The organism is Streptomyces sp. NPDC048254, assembly GCF_043201895.1.
GTDB lineage: Bacteria > Actinomycetota > Actinomycetes > Streptomycetales > Streptomycetaceae > Streptomyces.
Genome location: NZ_JBICZJ010000004.1, coordinates 14859 through 29044, shown reverse-complemented (window position 1 = coordinate 29044; position 14186 = coordinate 14859). Strand labels below are relative to the sequence as shown.

Below are 14186 nucleotides of genomic sequence, written 5' to 3'. Positions count from 1 at the left end.
ATCGAGATCAGGCCACGGCCGAGGACGCCGCTGGCGCAGTCGAGTCAGGAAGACCGCGGATGGACTACTGCTCCTCGTGCCGTCGGCACCTCAACGGCGCCTTGGCGTGCCCCGGTTGCGGCGCCTACGCCCCGGACATCGCGCCCCGCGCCGTCGCGACGCCCTGGCAGGCCCCGGCCGACAGCGCCTGGCACGACGACACGGACGCGTACGCGGACGAGGCGGAAGAGGCCGCCGACGTCCCGTACGACGACTCCCCCGCCCTGTCCGCCGGGCCGCTCGGCCGGGCGGCCCGGCGCCGTCAGCGGGCCCGCTGGAAGAAAACCCAGCGGCGGGCCCTGGTGGCCACCGCGGTCGCCCTGGTCGGCGGCGGTCTGACCGTGGCCTCGCTGGACCGTCAGTCCACGGACCGGGCACAGGCGGCCAGCGCCCCGGACACCACGACCATGGGAGTCGCGGACGAGGAGGCCACGGAGCCCACGGCGTCGGCGTCGACACCGACCGGCCGCCACCGGGCCCCGGACCCCACCCCCTCCGCCCGGTCGACGGCCACCGCCAACGCGCCGCAGGAGCAGACCGTCGGCACGCCCCGGGCCACCCCGACGCCCCGTCGGCTCACCCTCACGTCGAAGCCGTCCACGACGTCGTCCGCCGCCCAGCCCCAGGCAGCGGCCGCAGCCACGGCATCCGGCAGCACCACCTCCCCCCAGTCGGAGCCGGCGGCCACGCCCACCCCCACCGCCGGCGACAGCACACCGGCACCGGCGGCGAGTCCCGCACCGACCGCGACCTCGCCCTCGAAACTCTGTCTGCTGGTCATCTGCCTCGGCTGAGGCAGGCTCCGCCGCTGCCACTGCCACTGCCACTGCCACTGCCACTGCCTCGGCGGGCGTCTCACTCCTCGATCCGGTCCACCAGTCCCCAGGCCAGGGCACGTTCGGCGGGGACGGGCCGGCCGTCGAGGGCCAGGTACAGGCTGCGTCGGCGGCCGATCCGGTGCGGGATGCCCACCGTGCCTCCGGCACCGGGGATCAGGCCCATGGACAGTTCGGGCAGCCGGACGGTGGTGCCGGGTGCCGCCAGGACCCGGGTGGCGAAGGCCGGGAGTTCGATGCCCGCGCCGACGCAGGTCCCGTGGATCCTCGCGGTGAGCCGTACGCCGAGGGCGTGCAGACGGGCCGCCGCACCCGCCCGGGTGCGGATCAGATGCGCGGTGGCGAGGTCACCGGCCGCACCGAACTCGTCCAGGTCGCCGCCGGAGCTGAAACAGGGGCCGTTGCCGTCGAGGACCACCTCACGCACGGTCTCGTCCCAGACGGCGATGTCGAGGGCCGCGGCCAGTGCGTCACGCAGTTCCGCGCCGTGCGCGTTGCGCCGCTCGGGCCGGTTGAGGGTGATCCGCAGCAGGCCGCCCTCGCGGTACGCCAGCACGGGGTCGCCGGTCGCGCGCGGCGGCGCGGGCCGTGGCCCGCGGGCCGCCAGCCAGCCGGCGAAACCGGCACCGCCGAGCAGCGTCGAGTACGCCAGCGACTCCAGATCGAGGGCCTGGGGCACCGGCAACCGCCCGGCCGTGACCAGGACTTGGCGCAGCACCAGGGCCGCCTGCGGCTGTTCCGCCGCCCGTGCGCGCAGGAACTCCGCCTCGGCGGCCGGGTCGGTGACCGCCACGGTGGCCGGGTGCCCGGCGGCGTCCGTCGCGCAGAGACGGTCGCCCGGAGCCCGTACCAGCGTCAGATCCAGGGCGTTTCCGGACAGGGGGGAACCTGTCGGAGGGTGCGGCCCACCAGCAGTCGGTCGCTGGCCCGGGCCCGGCGGACGGCCTGCTCCAGGTCGAGGGCGGTGGGTGCCGCGGTCCCCGGGTCCAGGTCGACGACCAGCAACGGCCGGGACGGCTTCGCCCGCGCGTCCAGCAGGTCGGCGTCCGCCGCCCCGGCCGCGAGTTCGGTGAGAGAGAGCGCTGTGGTCGCGGACACCTCTCTGATCTACCATCCCCGCATGGCCGACGGGGCATCTGACGGTACGACAGGGTCCTCCCGGCGCCCGGCATCGGACCGAATCCGCCGGGCACCCGGCGGTCCGCCGGTACCGCCCGAGGGCGGGCCGGGTGCCGACGCGACCCGGTCGGCACGTCGCTGGCCGGACGCCGGCCCCGCCCGTGTCGCCGAGGACTGGGCCCGCAGCGGTGTCCCCGTCCTGACCGGTCACTCCGACGGGCCCCCGCTGCTGCCTCCCGGCGCGGCGGCCACCTTCGCGGCCTGGCTGGCCGATCACATCGCCGCCGCCGGTGGGCCGGGGTTCGACGGGGCCCGGCTGCTCGCCGAGCGGGCCGCGCTCAGTGGGCGCGGGCGGCAGGGCCGGCGGTCGGTGGGCGGCAGTTGCCGGCTGCTGCCCACCCGGGACGGCTGGGCCGCCGTGTCCGACGCGCGTCCGGACGACCCGCTGCTGTGGAGCGCGCTGATCGGCCGGGATCTCGATGCCGGGGCCCTGCCCGCGCGGCTGGCCGAGTGGCTTGCCGCGCACGAGGGCGCCGACCTGGACGAGCGGGTCGGGCTCCTCGGTCTCGCGGGCGGTTCGGTCCGGCCGCGGCCGGAGCGGACCTGCCCGCTGCCCGGGACACCTCGCGACGGTGCGGGGCTGCTGGTGGTCGACTTCAGCGCCCTGTGGGCAGGCCCCCTGTGCGCGCATCTGCTGGGCGCGGCGGGGGCCAGGGTGGTCAAGGTGGAGACCCCGTCCCGCCCGGACGGGGCCCGCTTCGGCGATCCGGTCTTCTACGACCTGCTGCACGCGGGGCATGCCTCGGTCGTGCTCGACCCCATGGACGCGCGGGGCCGTGCCGCCCTGCACGAGCTGGTCGGCCGGGCCGACGTGGTCGTGGAGGCCTCCCGGCCCCGCGCGCTGGCCGGGTTCGGGCTGGACGCCGGGGCGGAGGCGGCCCGCGGCTGTGTCTGGATCTCCATCACGGCGCATGGGCGGGCCGCGGGCCGGGTCGGCTTCGGTGACGACGTGGCCGCCGCCCGCGGACTCCTCGGTGCGGACGCGGACGGGCTGCCCGTGTTCGCCGGTGACGCGGTGGCCGACCCGCTCACCGGACTGCTCGCGGCCGCGCTCGCCCTGTCCGAACGGCCCGGGGGCGGCGGTGCGGTCCTGGACGTGTCGATGGCGGACGTCGTCTCCGCCTGTCTCTCCGGGTCCGCCGGCCAGGACGCCCGGGTCGTGGGACACGGCGACGGCTGGCTGCTGGACACCGGCGGCACCTCCCGCCCGCTGGCCGCCCCGCGCCCGCGCCGTCCGGCCGGCGCCGCTCCGGCGAGCGGTGCCGACACCGCCGCGGTCCTGCGCGAGCTGGGGATCCCGCTGCCGTGAGCGGGCTGCTGATCCGGAACGCGGAGGTCGACGGCCGACGGTGCTCCGTCCGCGTCCGGGACGGCCTGGTCGGGGAGTTGGGCTCGGCATTGGCGCGGGCACCCGGTGAGCAGGAGATCGACGCGGCGGGCGGTGCCCTGCTGCCCGGCCTGACCGACCATCATCTCCACCTGTTCGCGCTCGCGGCCGCGTTCGCCTCCGTACGCTGCGGCCCCCCGCACGTCCACGACCGCCCGGCGCTGCGGGCGGCACTGCACCGGGCGGCTCCGGACCGGCACGGCTGGGTCCGGGGCATCGGCTACGACGAACGGGTCGCCGGAGCACTGGACGCCACCGGGCTGGACGCGCTGCGCGCTGACGTCCCGGTGCGGGTACAGCACCGGAGCGGCGCCCTGTGGGTGCTCAACTCCCGTGCGGCCGAACGGACCGGCCTCGGGACCGGACGCCATCCCGGCATCGAACGCGATGCCGCCGGAGCACCGACGGGGCGGCTGTGGCGGGCCGACGACTGGCTGCGCGGCCGGCTGCCCGGGGCCGCCCCGCCGTCCCTCGCGGCGGTGGGCCGCCGGCTCGCCGGGTACGGCATCACCGCGGTCACCGACGCCACCCCGGGCCTGGCTCCCGACGCCGTCGGCACACTGGTCGAGGAGGCGGGCAGCGGCCGGCTGCCGCAACGGCTGCTGCTGCTCGGGGCGCCGCTCGGCACCCCGCCGTCCGCCCGGCCGGCGCCCGGGCCCTGGAAGATCGTCCTCGCGGACTCCGGACTGCCGGACTTCGGTGGGCTGACCGAGGAGATCGACGCCGCGCACCGGCAGGGCCGTCCGGTCGCCGTGCACACGGTCACGGCCGCCTCGCTCGCCCTGCTCCTCGCGGCGCTCGAACAGACCCGCGGGCTGCCCGGGGACCGGGTCGAACACGCCGCCGTGGTCCCGACGGAGGCCGTGCCCGTCGTACGCCGCCTGGGGCTGCGCGTGGTCACCCAGCCCGGCTTCCTCGCCGACCGCGGCGACGACTTCCTCGACGGCACCCCGGCCCACGAGCACGACGACCTGTACCGCTGCGCCTCGTTCCGCCACGCCGGCGTCCCGCTGGCGCTGTCGAGCGACGCCCCGTACGGGCCGCTCGACCCCTGGTCCGTGATCCGGGCGGCCACCACGCGCCACGTCCCCGGCGGACGGACCGCGAACCCCGCCGAACGCCTCACCGCGGCCCAGGCGCTGGCGGCGTACCTCGCACCGCCCGACGCCCCCGGCTCCCCTCCCCCGCGCCTGCGCCCCGGCGCACCCGCCGACCTGGTCCTCCTCGCCGTCCCGCTGGCGGACGCCCTGTCACATCCGTCGGCCGATCTTGTGAGGCTGACTCTCATCGGGGGGAGGATCCTCCGCTGACGGCCGTCGGCCGTTCATCAGGGCGAGGGCGGCACCGGCGGCCGTCAGAACGATGTCCGGTGAGGCACCCACTGCCCCGGTGACGTCGGTGAGCAGACGGACGTCCTTGCGCAGCAGGGGCCCGGCGTTGGCGGCGAACCGGTCCAGGGTGCCACCGGCCGCCGCGACCCGGTCCAGCGCGAAGCCGGCCGCGCTGCCGTGGGCGAGGACCCGGGTGAGGGCGGCCGGGTCGATCGCCAGGTCCCGGCCCAGGGCCAGGGTGTCGGCGGCGGTGGCCAGGTTGGCCGTGAACAGGACGTTGTTGAGGAGTTTCGCCAGCTGGCCGGTGCCGAGCGGGCCCATGTGCACGACCGGGTCCGCGTAGGTCGCGAACACCGGACGGCAGTACGCGACCGTGCCGGGCTCGCCGCCTGCCATCACCACCAACCGGCCCTCGGCCGCCGCCGGGCCCCCGCCGCTCACCGGGGCGTCGACCAGGGCGACTCCGTGCGTGCGGGCGTGGTCGGCGAGGCGCCGGCAGGTGTCGGGATGGACGGTGCTGTGCACGGCGACCACTCCGCCCCGGCGCAGCCCGGCGAGGACACCGTGCGTGCCGGTGAGGACCTCCTCGACGTCCGCGTCGTCGATGACACAGACGCACACCAGGTCGCTGGCGGCGGCCAGGTCGGCGGGGGACGCGGCGCGCCCGGCCGGGGTGTCGGCGAACGGGACGAGGGTGGCGGGGCGGCGGGCCCACAGGGTCGTCTCGTAGCCCGCGTCGACGATCCGGCGGGCCATCGGGGCGCCCTGGCTGCCCAGTCCGATGAATCCGACGCGCATCAACCGGCCTCCTGCTCACGGGGTTCGGGGCTCGGCGCCGGTTCCGGCGCGGGCCTGGGGCTGGGCGTGGGGCTGGGCGTGGCGCTAGGGCTGGGGCTGGGGCGCCAGAACGTGGCGAAGAGTCCGGCGGTGGCCACCACGGCCACCCCGAGTGCGATGCCGGCGCCCGCCCAGCCGTCCCGGTCGAGGCCGGCCGCGTCGTCCAGGGAGGCGCTGCCCGGTCCCAGTGCGGCCGGCGCCACTGCCACGACGGCGAGGGTGAGGACGTACTCGTAGCCCTCTTTGAAGACGAAGAAGCCGTGCGGCCGATGGGCGAGCAGGCCCGCCACCAGCATCACCGAGATGACGGCCGCGCAGGCCAGCGGGGTGAGCAGGCCGGCCAGCAGCAGCACCCCGGCGCCGATCTCGGTGACCACGCTCAGCCAGGCCTGGAGGGTGCCGTGGGTGAGGCCGAGGCCGGTGAACCAGCGGGCGGTGCCGGCGATCCGGCCGCCGCCGCGCCAGTGGTTGAGACCGTGCGCGATCATGACGACGCCCAGGACCAGGCGCAGCAGCAGTGCGACGGCGTCGGCTTGGTTCATCCCGCTCTCCCTTGTCCTGGCGGCGCGGCGAGACCCGCCTCTCGGGTCACCGCGCACTCCTCGGCGAACGACAGCACTCTCAGGTGGTAGGCCCGGGCCGAGTGACCGAGGCTCAGGTTGTGGCCTGCGTCGGGCTGTTCGTTGGCGCGGACGCGGGGCGACGCCGTGAAGAGGCCGGCGATGTCGGCGAGGGCGGCGGGGCCCGCGCTCCACACCTCCTCGTGGTCACCGAGGCTGAACTGCACGGGGACGGGCACGCGTGCGGCCAGCTCCGGGAACTCGTGGCGCCACCCGCGTGCGGCGGACTCGTACGCGGGTGAGGGGGCCGCGATGCCCGCGCCGCCGAGGAGCTCCGGCGGGTAGAGGTGGCCCGCGCCCCACAGCGCTTCCCGCAGCCGGGAGCGGGCCCGGCGCAGGTCCTCGTCGCCGTGTTCCAGGAAGCTCACCGAGCGCGGATGGTGGTGCCGTCCGGTGCCGGCGATCTCCAGGCCGAGGAGCTCTCGTCCCCGTTCGTCGGCGGCCATCCGCACCGCGAGTTCGCTGCCGGCGGAGTGGGCCATGAGGAACACGCCAGCGCCGGTGGGACAGGAGGCGAGCAGGCGGTCGAGGGCCGCGTAGGCGAGCTCGACCCGCCGGGCCGGGTCGGTGAGCAGGTGGGCGTCGGGCAGGGAGGCGCCGTAGCCGGGCCGGTCGAGGGCGACGACGGTGAAGCCGAGGGCGGCTCCGGTGCGCAGCAGCGAGAGCCCCGCCCGGCCCGGGCAGTCGAAGTACGCCGAGTCGGTGCCGCCGCCGTGCAGGGCGAGGACGACGGCCCGTGGCCGCGGTACCCGGCCCGCCCGGTACGACAGCGAAATGCCGTTGGTCGGCGGGGACCTCTTCGGCCACGGCCGAGGAGTGGCCGTCGACCAACTCTTCGAGACGGTGCGCGTCTTGCTTCCCGGCGTCCTGGAGCTGACCGAGACGCCCTGGCGGTCGGAGTACCTCTACGCGAAGGCGGCCACCCTCTACGGCGGCACCGCCGAGATCCAGCGCGACATCATCGCCCGCCGGCTGCTCGACCTGGGGAGGGAGTGAGCGTGGGTCCCGCCGAGCTGCAACTGCTCTCGCAGACGTTCCGCAGGGCGATGACGGTCACCGCCCCGGGCCCGGCCCTGGACGCGGCGCTGGCCGAGCTGGGCTGGCCCGAACTGCTGGCCGAGTTCCCCGGGGTGGCCGTCGCGACGGTGTTCCGGCTGCTGGGCGAGACGGGCGCGCATGCCTCGGTGCTGACCGATGTGGTGGGCGCGGCGACCCTGCCGTACGCGGGTGGCCGGTGGGTGGTGTGGGAGTACGGCGGTTCGGGGACGGATGCCGGACTGGACGAGGAGCTGCCCCTGCGGCCGGTGGCCACCGGTGCTCCCGTGCCCCTCGCCGCCGGCCGGCGGGCGGTCGGCTGGTGGCTGCTCGGCACCGGCCACGCCATGCTGGCGCTCGCCCGGGGGCATGTCCTGGACCGCGTCCAGTTCGGCCGGCCGCTGGCCGCCTTCCAGGCGGTACGGCACCGGCTCGCGGAGACCCTGGTGGCGCTGGAGGGCGCCGAGGCCGCCCTCACGGCGGCCGAGGACGATCTCGGCGCACTGCTGGCGAAGGCGGCGGCCGGGCAGGCCGCGCTGACCACGGCCCGGCACTGCCAACAGGTGCTGGGCGGGATCGGTTTCACCGCCGAGCACCCGCTGCACCGGCACGTCCGCCGGGCGGTCGCCCTGGACGGGCTGCGGGGCAGCGCGCGCGAGCTGACCCGCGAGGCCGGGGCGCTGGTGCGCACGAGCGGCACCGCGCCCCGGCTGGTTCAGCTGTGACTCACCAGGGCAGCGGGCCGCTGACGTCGAAGTAGCCGCCGGTCGGTCCGTCCGGGCCGAGCTGTGCCATCCGGACGATGATCTCGGCGCCCTCCGCCACGGTCTGGGTGCCCGTGTTGCCGTTCAGGTCGGTCTTGGTGAAGCCGGGCTCGACGGAGTTGATCCGCATGGCCGGGAACGCCTTCGCGAACTGCACGGTGAGCATGTTCACGGCGGTCTTGGAGGTCGGGTACGCGATGCCCGGGTAGAAGTGGGCGGGGTGGTCGGGGTCGGAGAGGGCCGTCAGCGAGGCCAGACCGCTGCTCACGTTGACCACGACCGGTGCCGCCGAGCGCCGCAGCAGCGGCAGGAAGGCGTGCAGGACGCGAACCACACCGAAGACGTTGGTCTCGAAGGTGTTCCGCATCTGGTCGGCGGTCACGGTCTCGGCGGTGGGCACGCTGTTGTCCGCGGTCCGGGTCTCGATCCCGGCGTTGTTGATCAGGACATCGAGTCCGCCCTCGGCCTCGACCGTCTTGGCCGCGGCGTCGACGGAGGCGTCGTCGGTGACGTCGAGGAGGACGAACCGGGCGCCCAGTTCCTCGGCGGCCCGGCGTCCGCGCTCGGCGTCCCGGGCTCCGACGTACACGGTGTGACCTGCGGCGATGAGCTGGCGGGCGGTTTCGTAGCCGATGCCCTTGTTGGCTCCGGTGATCAGTGTTGTCGTCATGCGTCCAGCCTGCGCCCCGGCCGCCGGGTCAGCCAGCAGACCCTTCTTCCTGGGACTGCCGGTACCACTCACGCACCTATCTGACGTGGGCTTCCTGAAGCCGAACCGGCTGTGACCTGTTGGGTCGGGTTGCAGAGGCGATCGAAGGCGGTCAGACGACACCGCGTCTGGGCGAGCTGGACGCGCACGGACGGCCGCGGTCGCTGGTGGCTCGCAGTCGTGAGCGCCCTCAGCGGATCCACGAACGCATCGAACGCAGTGACAGCCGCGGGTCTTCGCCCATGAGCTCCGCCTCAGCCGTGGCACCGTCCTGCGCTTCGCCCGGGCCGCCGATGTCGAGCAGCTCCTTGCCGCGGTGACCCACCGTCCGAGCGTGATCGACGACTACCGGCCCTTCCTGTTTCGGCTGCGCCACCGCACGGCGTTCCTCGCGGCGCGGGTGCCGGAGACAGCGCGGCAGCAGGAACGCAGATGTCCGAACGAGCGACGGTGGGCGATCGCCCCGGCGGCTGGACGTACACTCCACACATGGGTCGCACGTGCGCAGCGAGGGAGTGCCTGTTCCAGGCCGCTCTTGCCCTGTGCCCGTCCGCCGCGTGCGCGACGGCCGTCGACCCGGTGAACGCGCCGGCGATCTGCTGTCGCGCGTTGCACGGCCACGGCTAGCGATTCCGGGCAATTCTCGGGATTTCCCAGATCATTCCGCCCCTGTAGGCCATTTTCCGCGCGGCCACCCCTCCCCACCTCTGTAACCGCACGGCGACGGTCCTCGCCACATTTTCCTGCTTTGTCATCCATTGGTGCCCTGGCGCCGACTGCGCGCCGACCGCCGGACGACCGGCAGCCGGCGCATCTTCGAGAGGACCCCTGTGAAGTTGAGCGAGCTGCTCGCCGGGCACGATCATGAAGTCATCGAGGGCGATCCGGAGACGAGGATCACCGGAGGCATCTGCATCGACGCCCACCGCACCGCTCCGGGATCCCTGTTCATCGCGGTACCCGGTCATCGCGAGGGCGGCCCCGAGTCCGTCGGACCGGCTCTCGCACGCGGCGCGGTGGCGCTCCTCATCGACTCCGCGGCGGCGCGACTTCCAGGCGCGACCTGGGCGTCGGCAGCTGGTGTATGCGTCGTAGCCGTCGCGGACACGCGCAGAGCGGCCGCGGTCGTCGCCTCCCGCTACCACGGGGAGCCAGGCCGGCAGATGAAGATGGTGGCCGTCACGGGCACCAACGGGAAGACGTCGGTTTCCTCCATGGTGGAGTCGGTGCTGAGGGTCGCCGAGCACGCCAGGGTGGGGGTCATCGGGACGGGCGGCAGCCGGATCGGCGACGAACTGATCCCGATGCCGAGGTCGGTACTGACCACACCGGAGTCGCCGGACTTCCAGTATCTGCTCGGGTACATGCGCGACCGCGGTGTCGGCACCGTGGCGCTCGAGGCCACGTCGATGGGCCTGCTGACCCACCGCCTCGACCACTCGTTCATCGACATAGGGGTGTTCACCAACCTGACGCAGGATCACCTGGACGACCACGGAACCATGGAGAACTACCGCGACGCCAAACTGCGTCTGTTCCAGGGGCTGTGCGAGCATGCGGTGGTCAACGCCGACGACCCGGTCGGAGCCCGCATCGGGGCAATGATGCCCGGCGCGGTCGTCACGTACGGCATCGACGCGGAGGCGGACTACCGGGCGACCGACCTCACCATGGACGCCATCGGCACCCGCTTCACCCTGCACCACGCCGGCCACAAGTATCCGGCGGCGATCCCCGTGCCTGGACGCTTCTCCGCCTCCAACGCACTGGCCACTGTCGCGGCCTGCCACCTCATCGGGCACAATCTGGCCGGACTGGTCGCCGCACTCGAGCAGATGCCCCCGATCCCGGGACGGTTCGAACGCTACGAGACCCCGGACGGCACGTCCGTCATCGTGGACTACGCGCACTCCCCGGACTCACTGGAAAAGGTGCTGACCACCATCCGCGGCTTCGCCTCCGGCCGGGTCGTCACGGTCTTCGGCTGCGGCGGGGACCGGGACGTCACCAAGCGCGCCCGGATGGGGGAGATCGCCGGCACCTACTCCGATCTGTGCGTTCTCACTTCGGACAATCCCCGGAACGAAGACCCCCGGACGATCATGGATCAGATCGTCCCGGGCCTGCTCGCGAGCGGCACCACGTTCGAGCGGTTCACCGACCGCCGCCGCGCCATCTCCTTCGCCCTGTCCGCCGCAGGGCACGGCGACGTCATCCTGATCGCGGGCAAAGGCAGCGAGCCCTACCAGATCGTCAACGAGGAACTGCTGCCGTTCAGCGACATGGCGACGGTACGCGAACTCGCCACGCGGTAGGCGTACCGGCCTCCTTGACGCCCGGCGCCGGCCGGTCCTCAACCCGTTCCCGCTCGCCCGCGGACGCCGCCCGGGCCGCGCGAACGCCAGCCACCCGCCGCCGCCTCCAGCGGCTCTCTGCCCGCCCCGAACCCGACCGAGGACTCGGGACGGACAGCGCACGCCGGCGTCGGCGAAGTCCGAACTCGCCATCACATCCGCGCAGTTGAGGACCGTCCGATGCCGCCTCCGTCGAGAAACGTGTTGATCCATGCACGTGGCATGTGGATGCTTCATACCGATCAACCCACCGAATACGGAGGCACGTCCATGAGACCGACCCGCGCCGCGATGCTGGTAGCCGCGACCGTTCTGACGCCCGCCCTTCTCTTCACGGCACCGGCCTTCGCTGCCGACGCGTCCACGCCGACCACGCCCGTCACCACCACGCCTGCCACGGCCTGCCCGGACGTCTCGTCCGGCACCGGGACCCCGGTCGACGAGCTGACGGACGATCAGGTCAGGGCCGAGATCCAGGACATCCTCACGGACGACAACGCCGGGGCGGGCGTGCTGCGCGAGGCCAACGAGGCGCTGAGCGGTACGGCGGAGGACATGCGTGCCTTCCTGGAGACGGGATGCCGCCTCGCCCAGGCCGAGGACGACTCCGTCGCGGTCGCCCATGTCCTCGCCGTGGCCACCCAGAACGGTGACAAGCGGGTGATCAAGGCGGCCAACGCCGCCCTCGACGCCAACACCCCGGAAGCGCTGCGTGCCTTCCTGGAGACGGGGTACGCCAAGGCCCAGGTCGAGGACGATTCCGTGGCCGTGGCACACATCCTGTATGTGGCCACGCAGAACAGTGACAAGAGGGTGATAGCGGAGGCCAACGCCGCCCTCGATGCCGGTACCGCCGAAGCCCTGAGCTACTTCCGGTGGACCGGATACCGGCTCGCGCAGGCCGAAGACGACCGCGTGTACATCATCCACATGCTCACGGACCCGAACATCAGCGACGCCATGTACGACGCGATCCAGGCGGTCCTCGACGACGGCAGCCCGGAAGCCCTCCGCTACTTCCGCACCGTCGGGCAGTACGAGATCGACAGCTGAGCACAGCACAGCTGCGGTAACCCAACCGACCGGGCCTGGTCCGCGCCACACGCGGCCCGGCCCGGCAACGCGGCAGACGCGGGTCCGCGCAGCCCCGCGTCTGCGGCATGAACCGCCGGACAGACCCTGGTTCGGAGAAGTCACGAGCCCGAACGAGATGGCACCTGACCAGACGGTTCGGGGCATAGGACACTGTGAGACCAGCGCGTGGGCGCCGGGGCCGCAGGCGAGCTAAGCGGCCACCAGGGCAGATGCTGACGGGAAGGCAACGGCCATCACAAGATCCCCGACAGAGCCGAATTACGTGATCGCTGACAGAGGCCCTCGCGCAGGATATCGGCGTGCCCGGCCTGCCGGATGGACTCCGACCTGCGCAGATGGCTTCGCTGGAAACGAATCGGCGTGCGCATCACCCGCAGAGGCATCGAGTCCAGCGAACGATTAGGGCGCCACCGATCCACGTCGCCGTCGACGCCCGGCAGACCACCTCTGGCGCCCAGCGCACCACCACCGGTGTCCGGCTGCCCATCGCGCCGAAGGCCGGTTGCGCCGGTCGCGAGGCGCAGTGAGCCGAGCGGGTGCGGGAGTGGCTCCCGCATGGCCGCTGCGACGACGTTCACCCGCGGCACCACCCGATCCGTGGCGGGCACCGTCTCCCCGTACCTCTGACGCGGTCGCCGGCTACGCGGGTTCGACGTCGTCGTAGCGCAGGCCGCTGCTGCCCTCGCCGCGGCCCAGCGTCCTCGTGCGGCCGATCCACGTGTGGGTGCTCCCGTCGGTCCAGCGGGCGTACCGCCAGCGGCGGGTCAGGATTGTGCCGGTGCGCGGGAGCTCCTCCTCGTGGAGGCGGGTCTGCGCCAGCTCGGCCAGCATCCGGCCCTCCGGGGCAGTGGCGCCGGACAGGCGGAAGGCGATCGCGCGGGGCGTCGTCCCAGGCGCGGGGGGCTGCTGCTCGGGGACCAGCGCGTACCAGTTGGCCGGCACGTCCGTCGCCAGGCGGTACGCGAGGATGGGCGGCACGCCGGTCGCCGTCGGGGACGGGGCGGGCGGGGTCGGTTCGCGGGTCTGGAGGGTGCGGTCGACCGGGCCGGTGTCGGTGGCCACGAGGCGTTCGACGGCCCAGGCCAGGTTGGCGGTCTCGTCGCGTAGCAGCGACACCTCCTCGATCGGTTCGCCCTCGATCTGCCACCCGATCGCCGGAGGCAGGAAGAGCAGGTCGGTGCCGGTGAGGCGGAACATCCGCCACGTGCCGTCCTGGCCGGGTGCGTCGGGGTGGATCGTTACCTGTTCGCCGAAGGTGTTGCGTACTTCGAGGGCGGTGATGCTGCACAGGGCGCCGACGGGAAGCTCCAGCGGTACCACGAAAAAATCGTTGCCGTAGACCAATGCGAACTCGGCCAGCAGGAGGCGGCCCAGGTCCTCGGGGCCGGTGTCGATCGCGCCGAAGTCGATCGTGCCGTCCTCGAACTCCCACCAGCGGGCGCGGGGCATGCCGGGGAAGCTCACCGGGGCGGGCAGGGTCGTGACATCGATGGTGGTGACCGGACCGGGCGGGGGCTTCGGCAGCGGGGTGGCGTCGAACGCGGGCCAGTCGAGGCGGTCCTGGCCGTTGTCGGTGGCGGTCAGGGTGAAGCCGAGCGGAGCGGCGACGCCGAACGTGTAGTGCAGCGACGCCGGGTCCCAGGCCGAGGCCGGCTTGGCGCCGTACTCGGCCTGGTACCAGTCGCCGAAAGTCCGCAGCGCGGCCTCGATCCGAGTCGTGTCGTCGGAGTTCATGCCGGGCGGCACGGCTTTGGAACCGAAGGCATGGAGCTTGGCGCCGTCGGGGGTCCGGCCGGCGGCCAAGCGGCCGACGGGGCTGTCGACGTCGTCGACCGGGCAGTGCTCGGCGTACCAGGCGCCGACCCGGCGGGCGAGGTCCGGGCCCAGGAGGCGCACGAAGTAGCGGCCCGCGTTGAGGCGGTCGTGCAGGTCCGGCACGACCGCCTCGCGCTGGGTCAGCGGTTCGAGGGGGACGGGGCCGCCGGCCATGCCGCTCGTGG

At 73.8% G+C, this 14186-nt stretch carries 14 protein-coding genes and 1 pseudogene; 8 read left to right on the top strand and 7 right to left on the bottom strand.

Features of this window, described 5'->3' with window-relative positions; translation table 11 throughout:
* The first annotated feature begins 59 nt into the window (after window positions 1-59).
* Complete coding sequence (locus ACGFZQ_RS13030) at window positions 60-833, top strand: hypothetical protein (RefSeq protein WP_393840405.1); 774 nt, start codon at window positions 60-62, stop codon at window positions 831-833.
* A gap of 61 nt (window positions 834-894) precedes the next feature.
* Here ACGFZQ_RS13030 and ACGFZQ_RS13025 read toward each other — a convergent pair whose 3' ends face one another.
* Together ACGFZQ_RS13025 and ACGFZQ_RS13020 are read right to left on the bottom strand one after the other, a co-directional pair.
* Entirely contained in the window at window positions 895-1668 is a 774-nt protein-coding gene (locus ACGFZQ_RS13025) for an enoyl-CoA hydratase/isomerase family protein (protein WP_393840404.1), read from the bottom strand.
* 62 nt (window positions 1669-1730) lie between these two features.
* Entirely contained in the window at window positions 1731-1973 is a 243-nt protein-coding gene (locus ACGFZQ_RS13020; protein WP_393840403.1) for a hypothetical protein, read from the bottom strand.
* Between the two features lie 22 nt (window positions 1974-1995).
* Here ACGFZQ_RS13020 and ACGFZQ_RS13015 point away from each other — a divergent pair, with 22 nt between their 5' ends.
* Both ACGFZQ_RS13015 and ACGFZQ_RS13010 read left to right on the top strand, forming a co-directional pair.
* The gene (locus ACGFZQ_RS13015) at window positions 1996-3363 is read left to right on the top strand and encodes a CoA transferase (protein ID WP_393840402.1); all 1368 of its coding nucleotides are present in this window, start codon (window positions 1996-1998) and stop codon (window positions 3361-3363) included.
* Window positions 3360-4751, top strand: coding sequence for an amidohydrolase family protein (locus ACGFZQ_RS13010; protein WP_393840401.1), 1392 nt, complete (start codon window positions 3360-3362; stop codon window positions 4749-4751). The genes ACGFZQ_RS13015 and ACGFZQ_RS13010 overlap by 4 nt, the downstream gene beginning before the upstream one ends.
* Here the strand turns inward: ACGFZQ_RS13010 and ACGFZQ_RS13005 are convergent.
* From ACGFZQ_RS13005 to ACGFZQ_RS12995, 3 genes are read right to left on the bottom strand one after another with little or no spacing between them, the layout of a single operon-like run.
* Window positions 4692-5570, bottom strand: coding sequence for an NAD(P)-dependent oxidoreductase (locus tag ACGFZQ_RS13005; RefSeq protein ID WP_393840400.1), 879 nt, complete (start codon window positions 5568-5570; stop codon window positions 4692-4694). The two genes, ACGFZQ_RS13010 and ACGFZQ_RS13005, sit on opposite strands and share 60 nt — an antisense overlap.
* Complete coding sequence (locus tag ACGFZQ_RS13000) at window positions 5570-6151, bottom strand: DoxX family protein (protein WP_393840399.1); 582 nt, start codon at window positions 6149-6151, stop codon at window positions 5570-5572. The genes ACGFZQ_RS13005 and ACGFZQ_RS13000 overlap by 1 nt, the downstream gene beginning before the upstream one ends.
* The gene (locus ACGFZQ_RS12995; protein ID WP_393840774.1) at window positions 6148-6948 is read right to left on the bottom strand and encodes an alpha/beta fold hydrolase; all 801 of its coding nucleotides are present in this window, start codon (window positions 6946-6948) and stop codon (window positions 6148-6150) included. The genes ACGFZQ_RS13000 and ACGFZQ_RS12995 overlap by 4 nt, the downstream gene beginning before the upstream one ends.
* Between ACGFZQ_RS12995 and ACGFZQ_RS12990 the strand changes: the two genes are divergently transcribed.
* Window positions 6878-7225 carry an acyl-CoA dehydrogenase family protein gene (locus ACGFZQ_RS12990; protein ID WP_393840398.1) on the top strand — a complete coding sequence of 116 codons (348 nt, stop codon included), beginning with the start codon at window positions 6878-6880 and terminating at the stop codon, window positions 7223-7225. The two genes, ACGFZQ_RS12995 and ACGFZQ_RS12990, sit on opposite strands and share 71 nt — an antisense overlap.
* Window positions 7226-7227: 2 nt before the next feature.
* Window positions 7228-7989, top strand: coding sequence for an acyl-CoA dehydrogenase family protein (locus ACGFZQ_RS12985; protein ID WP_393840397.1), 762 nt, complete (start codon window positions 7228-7230; stop codon window positions 7987-7989).
* Between the two features lies 1 nt (window position 7990).
* Here the strand turns inward: ACGFZQ_RS12985 and ACGFZQ_RS12980 are convergent, their stop codons facing one another.
* Together ACGFZQ_RS12980 and ACGFZQ_RS12975 are read right to left on the bottom strand one after the other, a co-directional pair.
* Complete coding sequence (locus tag ACGFZQ_RS12980) at window positions 7991-8698, bottom strand: SDR family oxidoreductase (protein ID WP_393840396.1); 708 nt, start codon at window positions 8696-8698, stop codon at window positions 7991-7993.
* 229 nt (window positions 8699-8927) lie between these two features.
* Window positions 8928-9113 carry a hypothetical protein gene (locus ACGFZQ_RS12975; RefSeq protein ID WP_393840395.1) on the bottom strand — a complete coding sequence of 62 codons (186 nt, stop codon included), beginning with the start codon at window positions 9111-9113 and terminating at the stop codon, window positions 8928-8930.
* A gap of 454 nt (window positions 9114-9567) precedes the next feature.
* On the opposite strand from ACGFZQ_RS12975, the gene ACGFZQ_RS12970 reads away from it, so the two are divergent.
* From ACGFZQ_RS12970 to ACGFZQ_RS12960, 3 genes and pseudogenes are all read left to right on the top strand, one after another.
* Window positions 9568-11052 (top strand): UDP-N-acetylmuramoyl-L-alanyl-D-glutamate--2,6-diaminopimelate ligase, encoded by a 1485-nt coding sequence (locus ACGFZQ_RS12970; RefSeq protein ID WP_393840773.1) that lies wholly within the window; start codon window positions 9568-9570, stop codon window positions 11050-11052.
* 309 nt (window positions 11053-11361) lie between these two features.
* Window positions 11362-12144: an ALF repeat-containing protein gene (locus ACGFZQ_RS12965; RefSeq protein ID WP_393840394.1), complete on the top strand. Its 783-nt coding sequence runs from the start codon at window positions 11362-11364 to the stop codon at window positions 12142-12144.
* Between the two features lie 372 nt (window positions 12145-12516).
* Window positions 12517-12600, top strand: a pseudogene (locus ACGFZQ_RS12960) (IS5/IS1182 family transposase); the annotation flags it as partial.
* Window positions 12601-14186: the final 1586 nt, after the last annotated feature.

What these genes read in the sequence shown, in the direction of transcription:
- ACGFZQ_RS13015 (WP_393840402.1), top strand. Translation starts at nt 1,996, where the DNA reads ATGGCCGACGGGGCATCTGACGGTACGACAGGGTCCTCCCGGCGCCCG.
- ACGFZQ_RS12965 (WP_393840394.1), top strand. Translation starts at nt 11,362, where the DNA reads ATGAGACCGACCCGCGCCGCGATGCTGGTAGCCGCGACCGTTCTGACG.
- ACGFZQ_RS13030 (WP_393840405.1), top strand. Translation starts at nt 60, where the DNA reads ATGGACTACTGCTCCTCGTGCCGTCGGCACCTCAACGGCGCCTTGGCG.
- ACGFZQ_RS13005 (WP_393840400.1), bottom strand. Translation starts at nt 5,570, where the DNA reads ATGCGCGTCGGATTCATCGGACTGGGCAGCCAGGGCGCCCCGATGGCC.
- ACGFZQ_RS12980 (WP_393840396.1), bottom strand. Translation starts at nt 8,698, where the DNA reads ATGACGACAACACTGATCACCGGAGCCAACAAGGGCATCGGCTACGAA.
- ACGFZQ_RS13000 (WP_393840399.1), bottom strand. Translation starts at nt 6,151, where the DNA reads ATGAACCAAGCCGACGCCGTCGCACTGCTGCTGCGCCTGGTCCTGGGC.